Source organism: Endozoicomonas sp. ALC020, assembly GCF_049275935.1.
Taxonomy (GTDB): Bacteria; Pseudomonadota; Gammaproteobacteria; order Pseudomonadales; family Endozoicomonadaceae; genus Endozoicomonas_A.
In genome coordinates, this window is the sequence record NZ_CP184830.1 from 6,373,330 (window position 1) to 6,389,768 (window position 16,439).

Annotated in this window: 10 protein-coding genes; 3 read left to right on the forward strand and 7 right to left on the reverse strand. The window is 49.1% G+C overall.

The window, feature by feature from the left end; genetic code table 11:
• The first annotated feature begins 177 nt into the window (after nucleotides 1-177).
• Nucleotides 178-549, forward strand: a complete 372-nt coding sequence (locus ACOJUO_RS23810; protein ID WP_422134364.1) for a hypothetical protein — start codon at nucleotides 178-180, stop codon at nucleotides 547-549.
• A gap of 349 nt (nucleotides 550-898) precedes the next feature.
• On the opposite strand, the gene ACOJUO_RS23815 is transcribed toward ACOJUO_RS23810, so the two are convergent.
• The 4 genes from ACOJUO_RS23815 to rlmKL form a co-directional block, all read right to left on the reverse strand.
• The gene (locus ACOJUO_RS23815; RefSeq protein ID WP_422140096.1) at nucleotides 899-1,258 is read right to left on the reverse strand and encodes a hypothetical protein; all 360 of its coding nucleotides are present in this window, start codon (nucleotides 1,256-1,258) and stop codon (nucleotides 899-901) included.
• Nucleotides 1,216-1,443 carry a hypothetical protein gene (locus tag ACOJUO_RS23820; RefSeq protein WP_422138390.1) on the reverse strand — a complete coding sequence of 76 codons (228 nt, stop codon included), beginning with the start codon at nucleotides 1,441-1,443 and terminating at the stop codon, nucleotides 1,216-1,218. The genes ACOJUO_RS23815 and ACOJUO_RS23820 overlap by 43 nt, the downstream gene beginning before the upstream one ends.
• A 71-nt stretch (nucleotides 1,444-1,514) precedes the next feature.
• Complete coding sequence (locus ACOJUO_RS23825) at nucleotides 1,515-1,784, reverse strand: hypothetical protein (RefSeq protein ID WP_422138391.1); 270 nt, start codon at nucleotides 1,782-1,784, stop codon at nucleotides 1,515-1,517.
• Nucleotides 1,785-2,856: 1,072 nt separating this feature from the next.
• Nucleotides 2,857-5,043: a bifunctional 23S rRNA (guanine(2069)-N(7))-methyltransferase RlmK/23S rRNA (guanine(2445)-N(2))-methyltransferase RlmL gene (rlmKL, locus tag ACOJUO_RS23830; RefSeq protein WP_422138392.1), complete on the reverse strand. Its 2,187-nt coding sequence runs from the start codon at nucleotides 5,041-5,043 to the stop codon at nucleotides 2,857-2,859.
• A gap of 272 nt (nucleotides 5,044-5,315) precedes the next feature.
• Between rlmKL and rmf the strand changes: the two genes are divergently transcribed.
• The gene (gene rmf, locus ACOJUO_RS23835) at nucleotides 5,316-5,528 is read left to right on the forward strand and encodes a ribosome modulation factor (RefSeq protein WP_257281103.1); all 213 of its coding nucleotides are present in this window, start codon (nucleotides 5,316-5,318) and stop codon (nucleotides 5,526-5,528) included.
• Nucleotides 5,529-5,643: 115 nt separating this feature from the next.
• Here the strand turns inward: rmf and ACOJUO_RS23840 are convergent, their stop codons facing one another.
• Nucleotides 5,644-6,720, reverse strand: coding sequence for a quinone-dependent dihydroorotate dehydrogenase (locus tag ACOJUO_RS23840; protein ID WP_422138393.1), 1,077 nt, complete (start codon nucleotides 6,718-6,720; stop codon nucleotides 5,644-5,646).
• 154 nt (nucleotides 6,721-6,874) lie between these two features.
• Here ACOJUO_RS23840 and ACOJUO_RS23845 point away from each other — a divergent pair, with 154 nt between their 5' ends.
• On the forward strand, nucleotides 6,875-10,858 hold the full coding sequence (locus ACOJUO_RS23845; RefSeq protein ID WP_422138394.1) for a hypothetical protein: 3,984 nt from the start codon (nucleotides 6,875-6,877) through the stop codon (nucleotides 10,856-10,858).
• Here ACOJUO_RS23845 and ACOJUO_RS23850 read toward each other — a convergent pair.
• Together ACOJUO_RS23850 and ACOJUO_RS23855 are read right to left on the reverse strand one after the other, a co-directional pair.
• The gene (locus ACOJUO_RS23850; protein WP_422138395.1) at nucleotides 10,851-13,595 is read right to left on the reverse strand and encodes a hypothetical protein; all 2,745 of its coding nucleotides are present in this window, start codon (nucleotides 13,593-13,595) and stop codon (nucleotides 10,851-10,853) included. The genes ACOJUO_RS23845 and ACOJUO_RS23850 overlap by 8 nt on opposite strands.
• Before the next feature lie 92 nt (nucleotides 13,596-13,687).
• The gene (locus ACOJUO_RS23855; protein ID WP_422138396.1) at nucleotides 13,688-16,387 is read right to left on the reverse strand and encodes a hypothetical protein; all 2,700 of its coding nucleotides are present in this window, start codon (nucleotides 16,385-16,387) and stop codon (nucleotides 13,688-13,690) included.
• Between the last annotated feature and the right edge of the window lie 52 nt (nucleotides 16,388-16,439).

Below are 16,439 nucleotides of genomic sequence, written 5' to 3' on the forward strand. Positions count from 1 at the left end.
AAATTTATGAGGCGTCAATAGTTGCGAAGTTCGCTATTATAACCCCAACGGCCCGGTACAATAAGGCTGTTTGCATTTCCTTGCAAAAGCGACAGTCTCCCACAACGATAACCGGGGCTGCAGAGCTGTTGCAGCCAACCCATGAGAATAAGAAAGTAGCGAGAAAGTATGCCTGTCATGAAACATCTGTTATCAATACCGTCATTAGCCCTATCCATGACCTTATTGGGTCTTGTCAGTTTCAACCAGAATGCTTTTGCAGCAGAAACCGGTGACACCATTGCGGTGCCCGTTGGCAGTCAGTCGGCTGAACTTCGCAGTACAGTTCTGTTGCCGGAAAGAGGTCAAAGCATGGAGTCCGTCAAGGATCGTCTGGGAGCACCTGAAATATCTGAAACGGTTGGAAAACCCGCAATTACCAAGTGGAAGTACCAGGACATGACCATATATTTTGAAGATAAAACCGTTCTGCGAGCAGTTGTTCACCCCAACTTCCAAAAAGCCGAGCCAACCGCTGTTGCCACTGATTCGGCTGTCAGACAGCCCTGAGCAGAGCAAACCACCAAAAAAGGCGACCGTGTTTAAACAGTCGTCTTTTTATAACACCAAAAGGTCTTCATAATCAGGCTATTGCCAATTTCGTCTGGCTTTTATCTTGTGGGTTTATCAATCTTTCCAGATGGATAGCAATAATCATGCACTATCGTTTTACACAATTTTTTGACTATCTTCAGCAGTTATCGAAGACTTATCACCAGTCTTATCATGGCACTGTAGAACAAAGCTTCTTTTTTATTCTCCTTTTCATTGAAAAATAGGTTTGTCTAAAACCTTGGTAATGATTAACAATATCTTCCGCACTCCACCTAAACAGCCCCCTTTTCATAACACTAAAATGTCAGAACAATCTGGCCGTTGCCAATTTCTCCTGACTTTTTTCTACCGGATTCATCAACCTGTTCAGTTTAGGTGTCGTCAGAAACATGATCAGGGCAACCACTGCTGAAATCACACCCATAACTTCGAAGAAATGGCTGTAAATTGGCAGAGTAACCAGTGCGGTCGCCGACTGAACGGAATCAACAGCGGTCAAGCTCGCCACATAACCAGCCACTGCAGAGGCTGCTGAAGTCATCAGAAACCAGGACCCCATAATGAAACCATGCATACGCTCAGGCACCAGCTGAGCCACCATCGCCAGGCCAAGACCACTGATCAGAAGCTCCCCCAGCGCCTGAGCCGGATAAGTACCAACAATCCAGAAGCAACCAACCCCTTAGCGCTGGCAAACAGGGAAGCCAGAGGAATCAGAAAAAAGCTCCCTGATGTCAGGGCCATACCCATAGCATACTTGGCTGGCATACTGATGGCTTTTACCGATGGCTTTTTACATAATCTTCTCGCTTCGACGAACACATCTTTGGCGTTGAAAATCAAAATCAATGGTTTGAAGAACAGAGAACACCACCTTCAGAGAGCCCTCAGTTATAAGTCAACCATAAACTGTTACGCTGTCATTCCCGAAAATTGTCGTGCCTGCAACTGCCACCTGAACCGGGCACATCCTGACCTACAACGACCATTACATCAATGGTATCTCCGTAATAATCGAAGGGACACTTTACCAGGTTGGCAGGATCAGATCTCTTCTCAGCATAGGGTCCACATCCGTCACAGGTTGGCATATACCATCTAACGACTGCGGTTGCCTTGGGAGGGGTATCCCGGGATACGACGATATCCTGATATCGCGGTTTTTCACTTTTGTAACATTCTGTACGCACGTCACTCTTATAATGTAGGCCAAGTTTGCTGATGTTTAAGTAATGGGGAGGCATTGAGTCAGTCTTCGGATTATATACCCCGTACATGCAATGACTGTCTGACCCAGCCCTGAAAGAGTAGGACGCGCTATGATCGGAATCATAATTTCTTATAAAATAAATAAATTGATCCAGTGCGTGAACACTTCCGAACGCAAGTGCAAGAATCATTGACCCTGCTAGTCTGGAAATCAGCTTCATACTTCTCTCCTACTGATGAGTTGACGAGTGACCTCTTCCAATGTCATTCACGAAAATTGTCGTGCCTGCAACTGCCACCTGAACCGGCCATATTCTGACCCACAACGAGCATTACATCAGTGCTATGTCCGTAATGGTCAAAGGGACACTTTAATAGGTTGGCAGGATCAGATTTCGTCTTGGCATAGGGTTCACATGTGCTGTCATCACATGCTGGCATATGCCACCTAACGACAGCGGTTGCCTTGGGCGGGGTGTCCCGGGATATGACGATATCCTGATATCGCGGTTTATCGCCAGTGGAACATTCTGTAAGTATGACATTCTTATAATGGAGGCCAAGTTTGCTGATGTTTAAGTAATCGGGTGGCATTGAGTCAGTCTTCGGATTATATACCCCGTACATGCAAGAACTGTCTGACCCAGCCCTGAAAGAGTAGGACACGCTATGATCGGAATCATAATTTCTTATAAAGTAAATATACCTGTCCAGTGCGTGAACACTTCCGAACGCGAGCGCAAGAATCGTTGACCCTGCCAGTCTGGAAATCAGCTTCATACTTCTCACCTACTGATGAGTTAACCAGGCAGTCAGGGTATGAAGCCTCATACCCTGTTGTCGTCTGCATCGTACCGGAAATTATAGCTCTGATTTACTACCACCTGATTAACCTGAAATGATCTTCCTGAATATCAAAAACACCTTTAAGTTTTCTAGAGTTGGAAAAAGCGGGGAGGTCCATAAAAATCAGCTCATACTCACTGATATCCTTTACCAACCATCTCAGGCAAACTGTGGGATCACGGCGTTTTTGCCAAATATCAGTGCGATTTACTTTTTCATAATCTTCCAGCTTCGATGAATACCTTTTCGGCGTTGAAAATCACGATCAATGGTTTGACGGGTGATCTCTTCGACAACAAATTCTGACTCAACACGCTCATCCAGTTTGAATTTTCTAAAATTGTTTGAGAAATAGAGAACACCGCCCTTGCTCAGCCTCTTTACTGCCAGTTCAATTAACCTGAAATGGTCTCTCTGAACATCAAAAACATCTTTTAGCTTTCTGGAGTTGGAGAAGGTGGGAGGGTCCATAAAAATCAGATCATACTCGCTGATATCTTTTTCCAGCCATTTCAGGCAATCTTCCCGCTCCATTCGGTGACGCCGCTCGCTCAGACCGTTCAGGGCCAGATTCTTTTTACCCCAGTCGAGATAGGTATTGGAAAGATCGACACTGGTAGAAGACACGGCTCCCCCCATGGCGGCATGAACGGTTGCTGTGGCGGTATAACAGAACAGGTTGAGGAAACGTTTGCCCGCCGCTTCTTTCTGCAGTCTCATTCTCATCAGTCGGTGATCCAGAAACAGACCCGTATCCAGATAATCATGCAGATTAACCAATAAACGACATCCGCCCTCTTCAACTTCCATCATCTGTTTCTGTTCGTCTTGTCTTACATATTGACTGGAACCTGATTGCCGCTCACGTCGTTTGAGGACAATATTTTCATCCGGTATATTCAGCACCTCAGGCGTCACTGCCAGGGCTTCGATTAACCGCTCCTGAGCTTTTTCCTCGTTAATGGATTTCGGCGCTGCATACTCCTGAACATGCACCCAGTCAAGATACACATCTACCGCTACAGCGTATTCTGGCATGTCGGCATCATAGAGACGATAGCAGTCAATGTTGTTGTTTCTGGCCCATTTGCTCATCTGTCTGAAATTCTTCTTCAAACGATTGGCAAACATGTTAGCCCCTTCAGAAATATAGGTAACCGTTCTGGCCTCTGGTTGATTCCGTTCCTGTTTTTCTGCAACGGCCTCTCTCGCTTCACGGCTGCGAATATCATAAAGAAAGAGCTTACAGGGCAGTGCACCGTTAAAGAGTGAATAACTCTTTCTTGGCCCCATTCCGAGATTTTTCACCAGACTGGGCGTACCAGTGAATATGCCTGCTTGCCAACCCGGGCAATGCTCCTTCAGTTTTTCACCCAGATGTTTGTAGAGGTAGACCAGACTGGCTTCATCGCCCATACGTTCACCGTAGGGAGGATTACAAACCACCAATCCGGCATCTACGTCAGAATCCATCGCCAAATCCTTGAGCTCCTGCTGTCGTATCCTGACCCTTTTCGACAGCCCTACCCTTTCCAGGTTGGATTTGGCACGATGGGCAACAGAACCCAGACCTTCAAAGCCAGTAATATCCGAACTCAGGTTAGCCAGCCCCTGTTGCCGACGCTCCCTGGCTTCCTCCAGCACCTTCATCCATACCTTTGGCACATGCCCCATCCAGCGGTCAAAACCGAAACGGGTCCGGAGCAGACCGGGGGCAATATCAGCCGCCATCATGGCACCTTCTATTAACAGAGTACCGGCGCCGCACATGGGGTCCATTAACGGTTTGCCCTGTGCCGCCATTTCAGGCCAGCCAGCCCTTATCAGAATGGCCGCTGCCAGATTTTCCTTCAGAGGCGCTTCACCTGATTCCTGACGATAGCCCCGTTGATGCAAACTCTGACCTGACAGGTCAATCGACACAAACGCTGTTTTTCCCCTGGCATGAACATTGACTCTTATATCGGGGTTAGTGGCATTGACAGAGGGCCGCCAGCCATGGTCATCTCTTAACTGGTCAACGATGGCGTCTTTAACGACCTGGGCACCGAATCGGGTGTGATTAATATCTGGCGTGGAGCCGTTGAAGTCGACCCGAAAACTGCTCTGGTTGTCGAGATGATCATCCCACTCAAACGTTCTGACACCCTGATACAGGCTGTCTTTATTCTCGGATCGGATCTCACCCAGCCGCAGTAAAATCCGGCTTGCCAGTCTGGACCAGAGACAACTGCGATAAGCAACCTCAAGACTGCCCTTGAAACTCACACCAGCGACAGTTTCCCGGACAGATTCAGCACCCAGATCCGTCAACTCTCTGGCCAGCAGGATTTCCAGCCCCTTGGGGCAGCTGGCGAAGAGTTCCAGAGAACGCTCTGTAAGAGGCGTATTCATAACTTATATTCCAAAAAAATTTAAAAACTCAATACTTATTAGGATTGATTTCTCGACAGCCTGTTCAAACTTCGTTAGAAATTAAACCGTAGACTTTCCCTGTACGTTTGCTCTCTGGTTTTTTCCCAGTTCCCTCGTTGCATGTAACTTGCATATAACCTGGTGGGCTTCCGGAGTTATCACAACAGGCCGGATCAGGGAATTTTCCAAGTGCTGTAACAGGGTGCCAGGGAGGCATTGATAAACGAATCAGCAAGAGGCAGTACCACATGATGAAAAGACAAAAAAGGGATATGACAGACAGAGCCTTTACCAAAGGATATCGGACAGGTGCGTCTGGACGTTCGAAGGATATCTGCCCACATACGGACCCCCAACTTCGCCAGGCCTGGCTAACGGGCTGGCGCGAGGGTCGCGTAGACAACTGGGATGGCTTGATTGGCATTTCCGGCCTGCAACGGGCCAGTAATGCCTCCTTTCTATAAGTTACCCTATTGTTAAAGCCCATATAAGCCCCGGATCTCCGGGGCTTCTTTCATCTCGTGCAACAACCATGAACGCAGAAGCATATCCCTGAGTCAGAGCCTGCTTAAAAGTGTTTCAACCATGATCACAAGAATAAACGGCCTCTGCCGCTTCACGAATCAGGGAAGGACCTCTGTAAATGAAACCTGAATAGAGCTGAACCAGGCTGGCCCCTGCTTTGATCTTGTCCGCTGCGGTTCTGGCATCCATGACACCGCCCACACCAATAACAGGCAGTTTTCCGGACAGTTCGCAAGACAAGAGTTTAATCACTTCTGTCGAGCGATCGCTTAACGGCGCACCACTGAGCCCACCCTGTTCATCGGCGTTGGCCAAACCCTCAACAGCATCCCTCGACAAGGTGGTATTGGTCGCTATAACCCCGTCCATCTCGTAGGAAACCAGTTCACGGGCGATGTCAGCAATTTCATCTTCATTCATGTCCGGTGCAATTTTGATCGCTACCGGAACCCTGCGACCGTATTTGTCGGTCAATAAAGCCTGCTCTTTTTTCAAGGCATCCAGCAGACTTTTCAGAGCATCACCAAACTGCAATTTACGCAGCCCCGGAGTGTTAGGGGATGAGAGGTTAACCGTGATGTAGCTGGCATGGGGATACACTTTTCGCAGGCAAGTCAGATAATCACTTTCAGCGTCTTCCACCGGAGTATCAAAGTTTTTGCCAATGTTAATGCCAATGATGCCCTGGTAATGACACCTGCGGACATTTTCAACCAGGTGATCAACCCCTTTGTTGTTGAACCCCATACGATTGATCAGCGCCTGACGCTCTGGAATCCGGAAGCACCGGGGCTTTGGATTGCCGGGTTGAGGGCGGGGTGTCACGGTGCCCAGCTCAATATGACCAAAACCCAGACTGCCCAGACCATCAATGCAATCTGCATTTTTATCAAGACCTGCTGCCAGGCCGACAGGGTTTTCAAAGGTCAGCCCCATAACTTCCCTGGGACGGGAAGGCACAGATGGCACAAAAGCACCGGTCAGGCCAAGCCGCTGGCCCGCACCTATCATCTCTAGTGCCACATCGTGTGCATTTTCAGCAGAGAGACAAAATAACAACTTTCGGCCCAGTTGGTACATGAAAAGCCCCGGATAATGTAGATAAACCTGCGAAATTATACGCAGCTTCATTTTGAAAACCAGTGTCGCAGGTTTTTTTATAATTCCGAATTGACTGACACTAACAAGACGGACAGTTATTCTGACCAAAATGGAAATTTTCTGCCATTCCGAGGGTCTTACTTAATAAGGGACCCATTTAACTGATATTGGCAGGAGGCCAGATATGTTAGAAGTATTGATGGGAAGTGTTCCAAAAAGCACAGGTTGCCCAGGCAAGCCTCACTCTTGCCTGAGCCCTGCGCAGAACCCTCTGGCGGATGCAGGAACCTATATTCCCCGTCAGGAGGCCGGAAGCAATGCTATACCTTTCTCCAGACCTCTCTCTGAACACCAGGTCACTCAATCTAACCCCACCGCATTCATCGGAAAAACGTCCATTTCTGCGCCTGATATTGATGACGAGAATGAAGTCTTTGAGGATGCCGACGACAACCCGGACTGGATGAAAGATTACGATACCAGAATGGCGGAAACTGCAAATCCCCCTCCCATCCCCCAAAAGGATCACTGGCAATTCTCGGCTCACGACCGGGAAACCCTGATTCGTGAGTATCCCGACTTGCTGGACAGGTTCAGACAAGAAGGTATGGCTGCTGAAATCATCTCTATGTTGCATCCCTATGGCATTCTCGAACGGATTCTGGATGAGTGCCCGCAAAGCGGTTTTGCCCTGTTACAACAGAGATTGCTGGCACTGGCTGAGGACATAGAAAAAAACTGGTGGGGCATCACTTCCAGCAGACCGGAAGCCAGAAAGCAGCTGGAGGCTTTATTCGACCTGTTAGCAGCTCATGATTACCATGCTCTGCTTGAAAAGTTACTTGAATTTGAAACACAGCATGGCAAGACACCTTTTTACCTTGGGCTTCAAGAGTGCTTCGTGCAAAAGGTAAAGACCGACCCCTTCAAACCAGAGAATGCCGGCGCCAACCCAGCTGCCGGAACCTTGAAAAAAATGAACGCTCAAAAAGCCCTGAAGGGACTCTATTTTCCACCACCCGGTGACTGGAACAACCGCTCACAGTTAACCGGAACAATGATTTGGAAAATACCACAAGTTGTTCACGAACTGCTGCTGGATCGTTGCAGCGCTGATATTAATGAAGCACGAAACAAGATGCGCTCCGGACAGTGGCAAAGTCGTCAGCAACTGCAGTTATTATCAAACCGTCTCAAGTGCCTTGCCGAGATGCCCTGCACGCCCGAAAAACTGACGGACTTCATTGAAAACCCCGATCATAAAGAGGTTCAGGACTTTCTGGAAATGGAATGCCGAAAGCTCTACTTCGAACAGCGCTACCAACACTTAATGTCGATAGAGTTATCGGAACTCTCCATCGACGAGCTGAATGAAACAGAGCAGCAGGTTGGCCATATGCTGGCGATGGAAAAGCATGAGGAAATACCTGCTGACATGCTGACACAGTTAGAGCATTTCCATCACGCCATTCAACTGGTTCGTTTTATGAAACTGGAGCTGGAAATTCCAGTTTCAGAACGGATCTTTATGCTCAAGCCCCCTGCCACCCGGCATCTCATGCACAAGCTGAATAACTGCAGGCATAAGGACGATGCAGAAATAAAGCTGTATCACGCCATCCAGCAATACAGTGATCACCTGCAGGCTTATCATAAAAACCCAAGCTACTCATCCATAGTCGCTTATCAGCAGAAACATCATGACCTCAGGCTGGCTCAGGAAGAGCAGTTGATGGCAGAGACCAGAGCCTTGATAGAACACCCTCAAATGCCTCCCGTTATGAGTTCCGGTGATTATCAGGAAAACCTGCAACTACTGAAAGTGATGGATCAGGCACTGCAGGAAACTGCCCCGGTCAGGCCCGTCAATTCGGGCGAAGAAGCGATGATGGCGGTGGGGTATCAGATCATCTGGCCTCATAGAAAATCCTTTGATGACAAACTGGCCGAACTTCAGCACCTTAAAGATCTGAAAGCCGTTGGCTACTCGTTCAGTGAAGAGCTTCTGAAAACCTGCGAGGCCATTCCCGGTTCTACCACTGGTATTATTAACCGAGTGTCCAATATTGTGCAGCCCACCGCGACCACGCTTCAGGACTGGTATAGCGGTAAAGGCAGTGCCTGGAGTGTACTGACCGGAGTACAAGGCAGTTACACAGAGTTGGAAAAGCAGGCCTGTGAGACACTTTCGGGCGTAGTGGCAATCGCCCAGAGTCATCCACGAATGTTCCGTCGTCTGGTCGGAGACTCTGTCCAGACTATTGAGCAGTTAAAAATACTGGTGGGCGCCGGCAATTCAGGACTGGTTTCACAACTTCAGGCAAGAATGTCGGCTGAATCAGCAGCCTCCTGCTTTGCAGGAGATAAAGCCGTTAATGAAACATTCGACCCTACAGACAGCTATGCCAACCACCCTGAACAGGCGGCATTGTTAAAACGGTTCCAATTTCTGCTGCAGGTATCAGACCTGGCCCTGAAAGGCTCTATCGCCCTGAACTTCTTTGCCGACCTTGCCAATCATACGGCAGGTTCCAGACTGGGTAATCTTCTCGGACTGACAGCAGGCGCCCTGATTGCCGGACCCGCAGGTGGCGTAATGGGCTGGACCGTTGGCGGACTGGCTGGAGCGGTTGCTACCGCAACAACTCATGCAACGGGAGCCGTTGCGATCCGTGAAGGCGTCAATCAACTGGATGGTCGTCAGGTTCGAGTCCTGAATCGTTTGATCAACTATGGACCAGCCTTTGCCAACACATCCAGCCCCACGGATCAGCTGGCACAGATTGCCAGAGGCGTTTCTAAAGAGGGCGGTCTGGCCAAAAGCTTCTGTAACATCTACTTCAACCCCTTTCGAGTCCGTTACAACCGACTGACAGAAGCGATCCATGCCTACAACAAAAAGGAAGCCGGAGCCTTTGGTCGGCTCGCCGCTGAAGGTGCCAAATGCCTGGTCGTTCTGGGTGGCTCAGTCACAACCGGAGCCCTGATAGCCGGAGGCGCTTTCTACGGGAGCCTTCTGAGTGCGGCATTATGGCCCATAGTCGCCTCCAGCTTCGAACTGATTGTCACGACATTGACTGTCGGCAGCGTCATCAGTCGACTATCTAACTCTCTGGATCATGTCGAAGCCCTGGTTTATACGTACAAAGACGGCCTTCACTATTACCAGATGCTGTTGCCGGAAGGCTCCGATGAAAGAGCCCGTATTGAAGCGCATTGCATGGAATCATCAAAACGGATGATGGCTAAAATGACCGCCCAGAGCTCGTTCAAGCAATACCTGCGGGAAACCATCACCGCCGAAGTAGCCAATACTTACTGGCAGCCATGGTGTCAAACCGAAGAGGACAAACATCTGGTTGATAGCGTTAACGCCGGGGTGGAAATGGAAGTCAGCGAATTAGCTGACTCCAGGAAAGAACTGGCAGAAAGCATTCTGAAAAACCAGAAAGCCCTGATGATCCTCCAAAGCTATAAAGACAGGATCGATACCCTGACCAAAGATCACAAAGCCTTTAACACCTTCAGAAGAAAACTCAGGGAATTGGGGCTTCATCCTCCAGAGATCAGCCGTGGCATTGGTTATTACATTCAGGATCAATTACTGGAGATTCCTCTGGCCATCAACCGCCATTGTGGTACCCCCACCCCCGGCACCACCCTGCCAGCCATTGAGAAGACTCTGGAAGACACTTTGAGGCAAACGATAAGGGGTCACTATTTGCTGAAAATGGCTGCTCTTGGCAGACCGGTCAAAAGGGTTTTAGACGAGGATGGTAGTGTTTCGCACCGATCTCTCAGTCGTGATGACCTGCTGACCATCAAAAACCATGTCATGAGTGAGTTGCATAATCGTCTGGAGAAGGACATTTCATCGGCGGCGCTGGAGCGACTGCAGCTGGCGGTTCACACGGCCGCAAAAAGCGTTGAGGACGACTTTGGCAAGGGTCGAAAAGTCAACCTTAAACAGATGAGTACAGCACTGGCCAACCGGCTGGAAGATCAGGGTCGGACCATGCAAGACGTTGAAAGGCTCAGGGTTGCCCGTTTCCGACAGCAACTGAAAGAGAACCCTGATTTTCAGAATATGACCGAAGAAGAGCAGGCTCTGATTATTGATCAGGCTGTTATTGCCCTGCCCGGAGAATCAACCCGGGCCTTCACCTGAGAAATACCCGGGCGTGCTCACTGACATCGTCAGTGATTCTGCGGTGCCTGGTTTCAAGCTCTGCCCGATGCAAGTCTGGATCAAAGGGATCGGTATGTTTGGCCGTTTTATGGGTAAAGTCCTGCAGACTCAGAACATTTTCTCTGGCACCGCTCAGTCCACTGTCAAGCATGAAATGATCACCGACTGCAGTTTCACCAGCTGCCGTCACCGCCAACTGGTGTCCATGGGCTTCACTGATCGCAAAATTTTGCTCGCGCCGTTGATGCCGCGCAAACAAGACTGAAGTAAACTGGTGATTGATTTTGTCCGATGTAGCCCCTATTGACCCGGACTGATCAATTCCATGATAGTGGGCAACCGCCTGCAACCAGGCTTTGTGAACCACCTTTTTGACACTCTCCAGGGCTTTTTTTGTAGCCCGTTGATAAGCCTCTTCTGAATTGCCGGGACCCGATCCTGAAGTCGAGCTCTTCAGTAACTGATCCCTGATGTCTCGCTTCAGTTTGTGACAATACTGATTTAAGGGATCTGGCAACTCCATACCAATGTAAACCAGATTCTTGTTCTCTAAACAGCGGGTCTGCATACCCTGATCCAGTGTCCGGCGCTCCAATTCTTCCAGGTCCTTTCGGAAGACGACGTTCCTTATGGGGTCATCAGACTCTTTTAACATCTGCAACTCCTGGTAAAGCTGTTCCTTGAAGTGCTGATGAAAATCTTTGTTGAAGACCACCGTCTTCCTGAAATCCTGAAAGGTATTCAGCTCCTGGTTGGGTAATTCCTCACCCTGTTTACCTTCCCAGCTGCAGGCAGTGTATGACCTGCCATAGTTGCCCATGCCATCCTTCAGGAACTTGTTTCCAAGCCTGCTATTTTTCCCGCTGGCACAAATGATCATATCCACAGGTCGGTGCACAACCGCTTCCTCAAGGGTGTCATGCTTTGCCCCGGCCTGTTGCGCCGCGTCATAAGCAGGGTTATAACGTGCTCTGACCTTGAAGCCCTCGACTCCCGACTCAACGCCCTCCAGCTCAAAAGCAGTCATCCTTTCCAGACTGGCAGGCCCGTCACCCTCATGGGTTTGATTATTCCTTTGCCTCAACTCGTTCAATCGATCCTGCAAGACTTCTTCCAGATGCTGAATCGCTATCTCGCCAAGACCATCGGAACGAACAATACCCTTGCTTTCCTCACCTTCACCAAAGAGCTCATAGTAGTGCTCACCCAGATAAAACTTCAGCATATCCATCCATTTGAGATCCAGCCTGACCACCTGACCCTTGTCGTATTCAGTACTTCTGTTATCAAAGACGGAAACATCGGCACCGGCTTCGAATTGTGACAAGGCCAGAGCCAACCCGGTGGGACCCGCCCCTTCAATCGCTACCCGGGGGTGAGTTCTGGCATCATCATGCTGCTTAATCAACCAGTCGAGCTGCGCCAGATCAATCTCCTGCCCCCTCAAAGTGCCGATTTCCTGAATCTTTAACAGCTTGGTGAGAGTGTCCTGCTGACCTGGCCATTGTTCAGGCTGCGAGAGTATGCTCAGTTCCCATCGTCTGCCCGCTGTCAACTGGATATCCAACAGTGCTCGTCGTGATTCTGCTATCAGCTGCCCCTCTTCTTTGGTCAGGTTTTCACCGGCTTTCAGGCGTTCTCTGATGTTATCTACATCTAACCTGGTGACTTCAGCACTCAGTTGATTCAATGCTTTTCTCACCTTGGCTTTATCCGCAGATAACTGTCGCTTCAGATAAGAAAATTCGCTGCGACGATTGACTTCAATTTTCAGTTTCGGATAACGCTTCAGGTCTTGAATAAGACGGTAGTCTTTTTCCAGTACTAAATTTCGTGGGTCGCTGTGAATGGAAGACTCTGCGCTTGCAGCACTCAAAAATATTTGTTTTACCACTGTGCGGAGGGGCAACTCATGGTCTGGAATTATAAAACTATTTGATTCCTCACCCCAGATAGACAATAAATCGTCATACTCATCCTGTGACAGCCGTTCGGGCAACGAATGAAGCGTTTCCCGAATCACCTCTTCGACCAGACACCGAAAATCCCCTGATTGAGCACTATCAGCAAAATGCCGCTCCAACCTGCCAAGATCCTGCTGCAATCTGCTGTCATTCGATATTCGACCTGGTTTGAGGAGTGAAGCCTTATAGATGCCTTTAACGGCCTCACGAGCATCGTGTAGAGATACCGCTGGAATCTTGTCGATCAGTGCTGGCAGGGATTTTATTCCCTCTTCCGCCTCACTGAGCATCGTGTTTATGTTCTCAGACCTCAAAACAGCGTGGAGAATTCTACCCCGTATGCTTTCTCTTTCCGAACGGCTGAAACCCGGAATAACCCCACCAGACACATCATCTACCAGACGTTTTCTGTCCTGTTTACTAAGCTCCCCACCCTCAATAGCCTTCATCACCTGGTCATGCAACAAAACCTTTGCTTCACGCTCACGGGCCCTTTTCGCTTTTGCGCTGCGAGTAGGAGAAAAAAAGGCAATCAGCCTTTTGAAGAGGTTTCCACGGGGTTTGACACTGATGACCTTTCTCCCCCTGAAACTAGCGGAAGTGTCCTGCCCTGGTGCCCCCGACTCGCTAATCACTTCAAGCCGGGCTGTTTTTCGTTGTCTGCAAAACGTCTCAAGCTTCCCAACATTGTCCATTAAATCAGCGTACTGAGAACTCGCTTGTGTTCGTCCACCTGCACCTCCAACGCTCATAGTTACAGGCCTCCCTGCCTGTGTGATTAAACAAATACAACGATGAACAAATAATTCCGTTATTGATCAATGCAACCGTCAAAATCAGGTCTTCAGTTGCGACCCAGGAACGCTTTGCCTCGCTGAATCACAAAGTCAGCGGTTCTCCGCTGCCTTTGCTCAAGCTCTTCCCGGTGCAGCAACCTATCAGAAGGATTGACATCATTGGCCGTTTTTTGGGTAAATTCCTGCAATTGCAAAACATGTTCTCTGGCTCCGGTCAGCCCACTGTAACTCATAAAATGAGGGCTGACTGCGGCATCACCGGCTACTGTTACTGTTAATTCATGTCCGTCTGCCTGCCTGGTTACAACACTTTTCTCAACCCTGTGTTGCTGCACCGAAAAGGCCGAAGCAAACTTGTGATTGATTTTGTCCGATGTAGCGCCCAGTGATCTGGAGTCGTCGATTCCGTAATAATGGGCAACCGCCTGGAACCAGGCTTTTTGAACTGCCTTGACAGCCTCTCTGGCTTTTTTCTCAGCCTGTTTATCAGCCTCTTCCGGATTAATAATACCCGATCCCGGAGTCACACTGACCGACAGATTCCGCTTAATTTTCCCCTCCAGTTTTTTACAATACTGACCAAAGTGCTTTGGCAACTCCATGCCAATGTAAACCAGATTCTTGTTCTCAAAACAGCGAGTCTGCATAACCCGATTCATAGTCTTGAACTCAAGCTCCAGCAGATCCTTAGGGTCGACGACACCCTTTATTGAGTCAGCAGGTTCTGATAAAAGAAGCAGCTCTTTGGAAAGGCTCTCCCTGAAGTGCTCATGAAATTCCTTGTCAAAAACCACCATCTCCCTGAAATCCTGAAACCTGTCCAGCTTCTGGCTGGGTAACTCTGCACCTTTTTTACCTTCCCAGCTACAGACACCGTAAGGCTCGGCACGGACAAGCACTTTGTCCTCCATGAACTTGCCTCGCAGCTGGGTGTTTTTACCTCCAGCACAGATCAGTATATCTACAGGCCGATACTTGACCGCTTCCTCCGGAGTGTGATCTTTTGCCCTGCCCCGTTGCGCCACATCATATTCGGGATTATAACGAGCCCTGACTTTGAAACCCTCCTCCCCCGACTCTACCTCTTCAAGCTCATAGGCAGCCATTCTTTCCAGACTGAGAGGCTGGTCAGTCTCACTGGTCTTATCATAATTCCTGCCCATCAGCTCAGTCAGTCGGTCGTGTAATGCTTCCTCTAACCGATGAATGGTTATCTCGCCAAAGCCATCGGGACGAATGATGCCCTTGCTTTCTTCACCTGCACCAAAAAGCTCGTAATAATGCTCACCCAGATAAAACTTCAGCATATCCAACCATTTGGGGTCCAGCCTGACCACCTGAACTCTGTCGTATTCAGTACTTCTCTTCTCAAAGATGGCAACATTGGCACCGGCTTCGAACTGTGACAAGGCCAACGTCAGCCCTGTGGGGCCGGCTCCTTCAATAGCTACCCGAGGATGAGTTCTGGCCTCATCATGCTGCCTGATCAGCCAGTCGAGCTGCGCCAGATCAACCTCTTCTCCCCTCAGAGTACCGATTTCCTGAATCTTCAATAGTTTTTCGTGTTCCTCCTCCTGAGCTATCCAGATGTCAGGCTGCAGGAGCATTGCCATGTCCCACCGCCTGCCCGCCGTCAACTGAATATCCAGCAGTACACGTCTTGATTCCGCTATCAGCTCTCTTTCTTCTCTGGTCAACGCCTCACCAGCTTTCAAGCGTTCTCTGATGGCTTCTACATCTAACCGGGTTACTTCATCACTCAAACGCTCCAGCTCCGCTGTCACCTGAGCTTTATCTTGAGCTAACTGCATGATCAACTGCTGAATCCTGTCAAGACCGAATCGCGATTCGAGTTCAGGATCACGGCGCATTGCGTCAATAAAGCGAGCAGTTTTCTCCTGCACCAACTCTCGTGGGTGGCCGTGAATAGAAGGTTCTTTGCGGGTGACATTAGTGAACGTTTTATCGATAACTCTAGCCAGGGCCCTGTCACGGTTTGTATCAGGAAAGTGACTCCAGTTAGCCAATAACTGCGAATATTCATCGTCTGACAGGCGTTCAGGCAAAGAGTGTATAACCTCCTCAATGACCTCATTGACCAAATGCCGAAAGCCATCTAACTGGCGGGTAACTTTAAAATGCTCTTCCAGCCTCGCAATATCCTGATGCAGTCTGCTGTTATCCGGTATTCGCTCAGGGGCAAGGAGCAAAGTCGTGTAATAACCTTTAATAGCCTCGCGGGCATCATAGAGAGAGACGGACGAAATGGTGTCAATCAGTTTTGGAAAGGCTTTTACTCCGTCTTCTGCCTCATTGAGCATCATTCCTATGGATTCAGGTCCCTGAAACACGTTGAGGCTTTCGAGGTGGCTGAGAGTTTTTTCTCTCATCCCTTGCCTCTCCTCTTGGCTGAACCCGGGGATAACACCAGTGGCAACAGCATTGATAAGACGGTTTCTATCCTGTGTATCCAGATGTTTGTCACGAAGCGCCATCAAGACCTGGTCGTGCAACACAGCCTCGGCATCTCTTTTTTGTATGGCTCTGATCTCTCTTACTGACTTTCTGAGAGTAAAAAAGTCAAGCAGCCTTTTGAACAGGTTCTTACGGGGTTTAACCTTGACAACCTTTCTCCCTCTGAAAGTCGTCAAAGAGCCCTGCTCTGTTGTCTCAGGACATTCAGTCACTTCAATCCGGCCCACTCCTCCTTTTTTATGAATCGCCTCAAGCTCTGAGACATTTTTCATTAAATCAGCGAACTGAGAACCCGATCCTGGTCCACCCGTGCCTTCTATATTC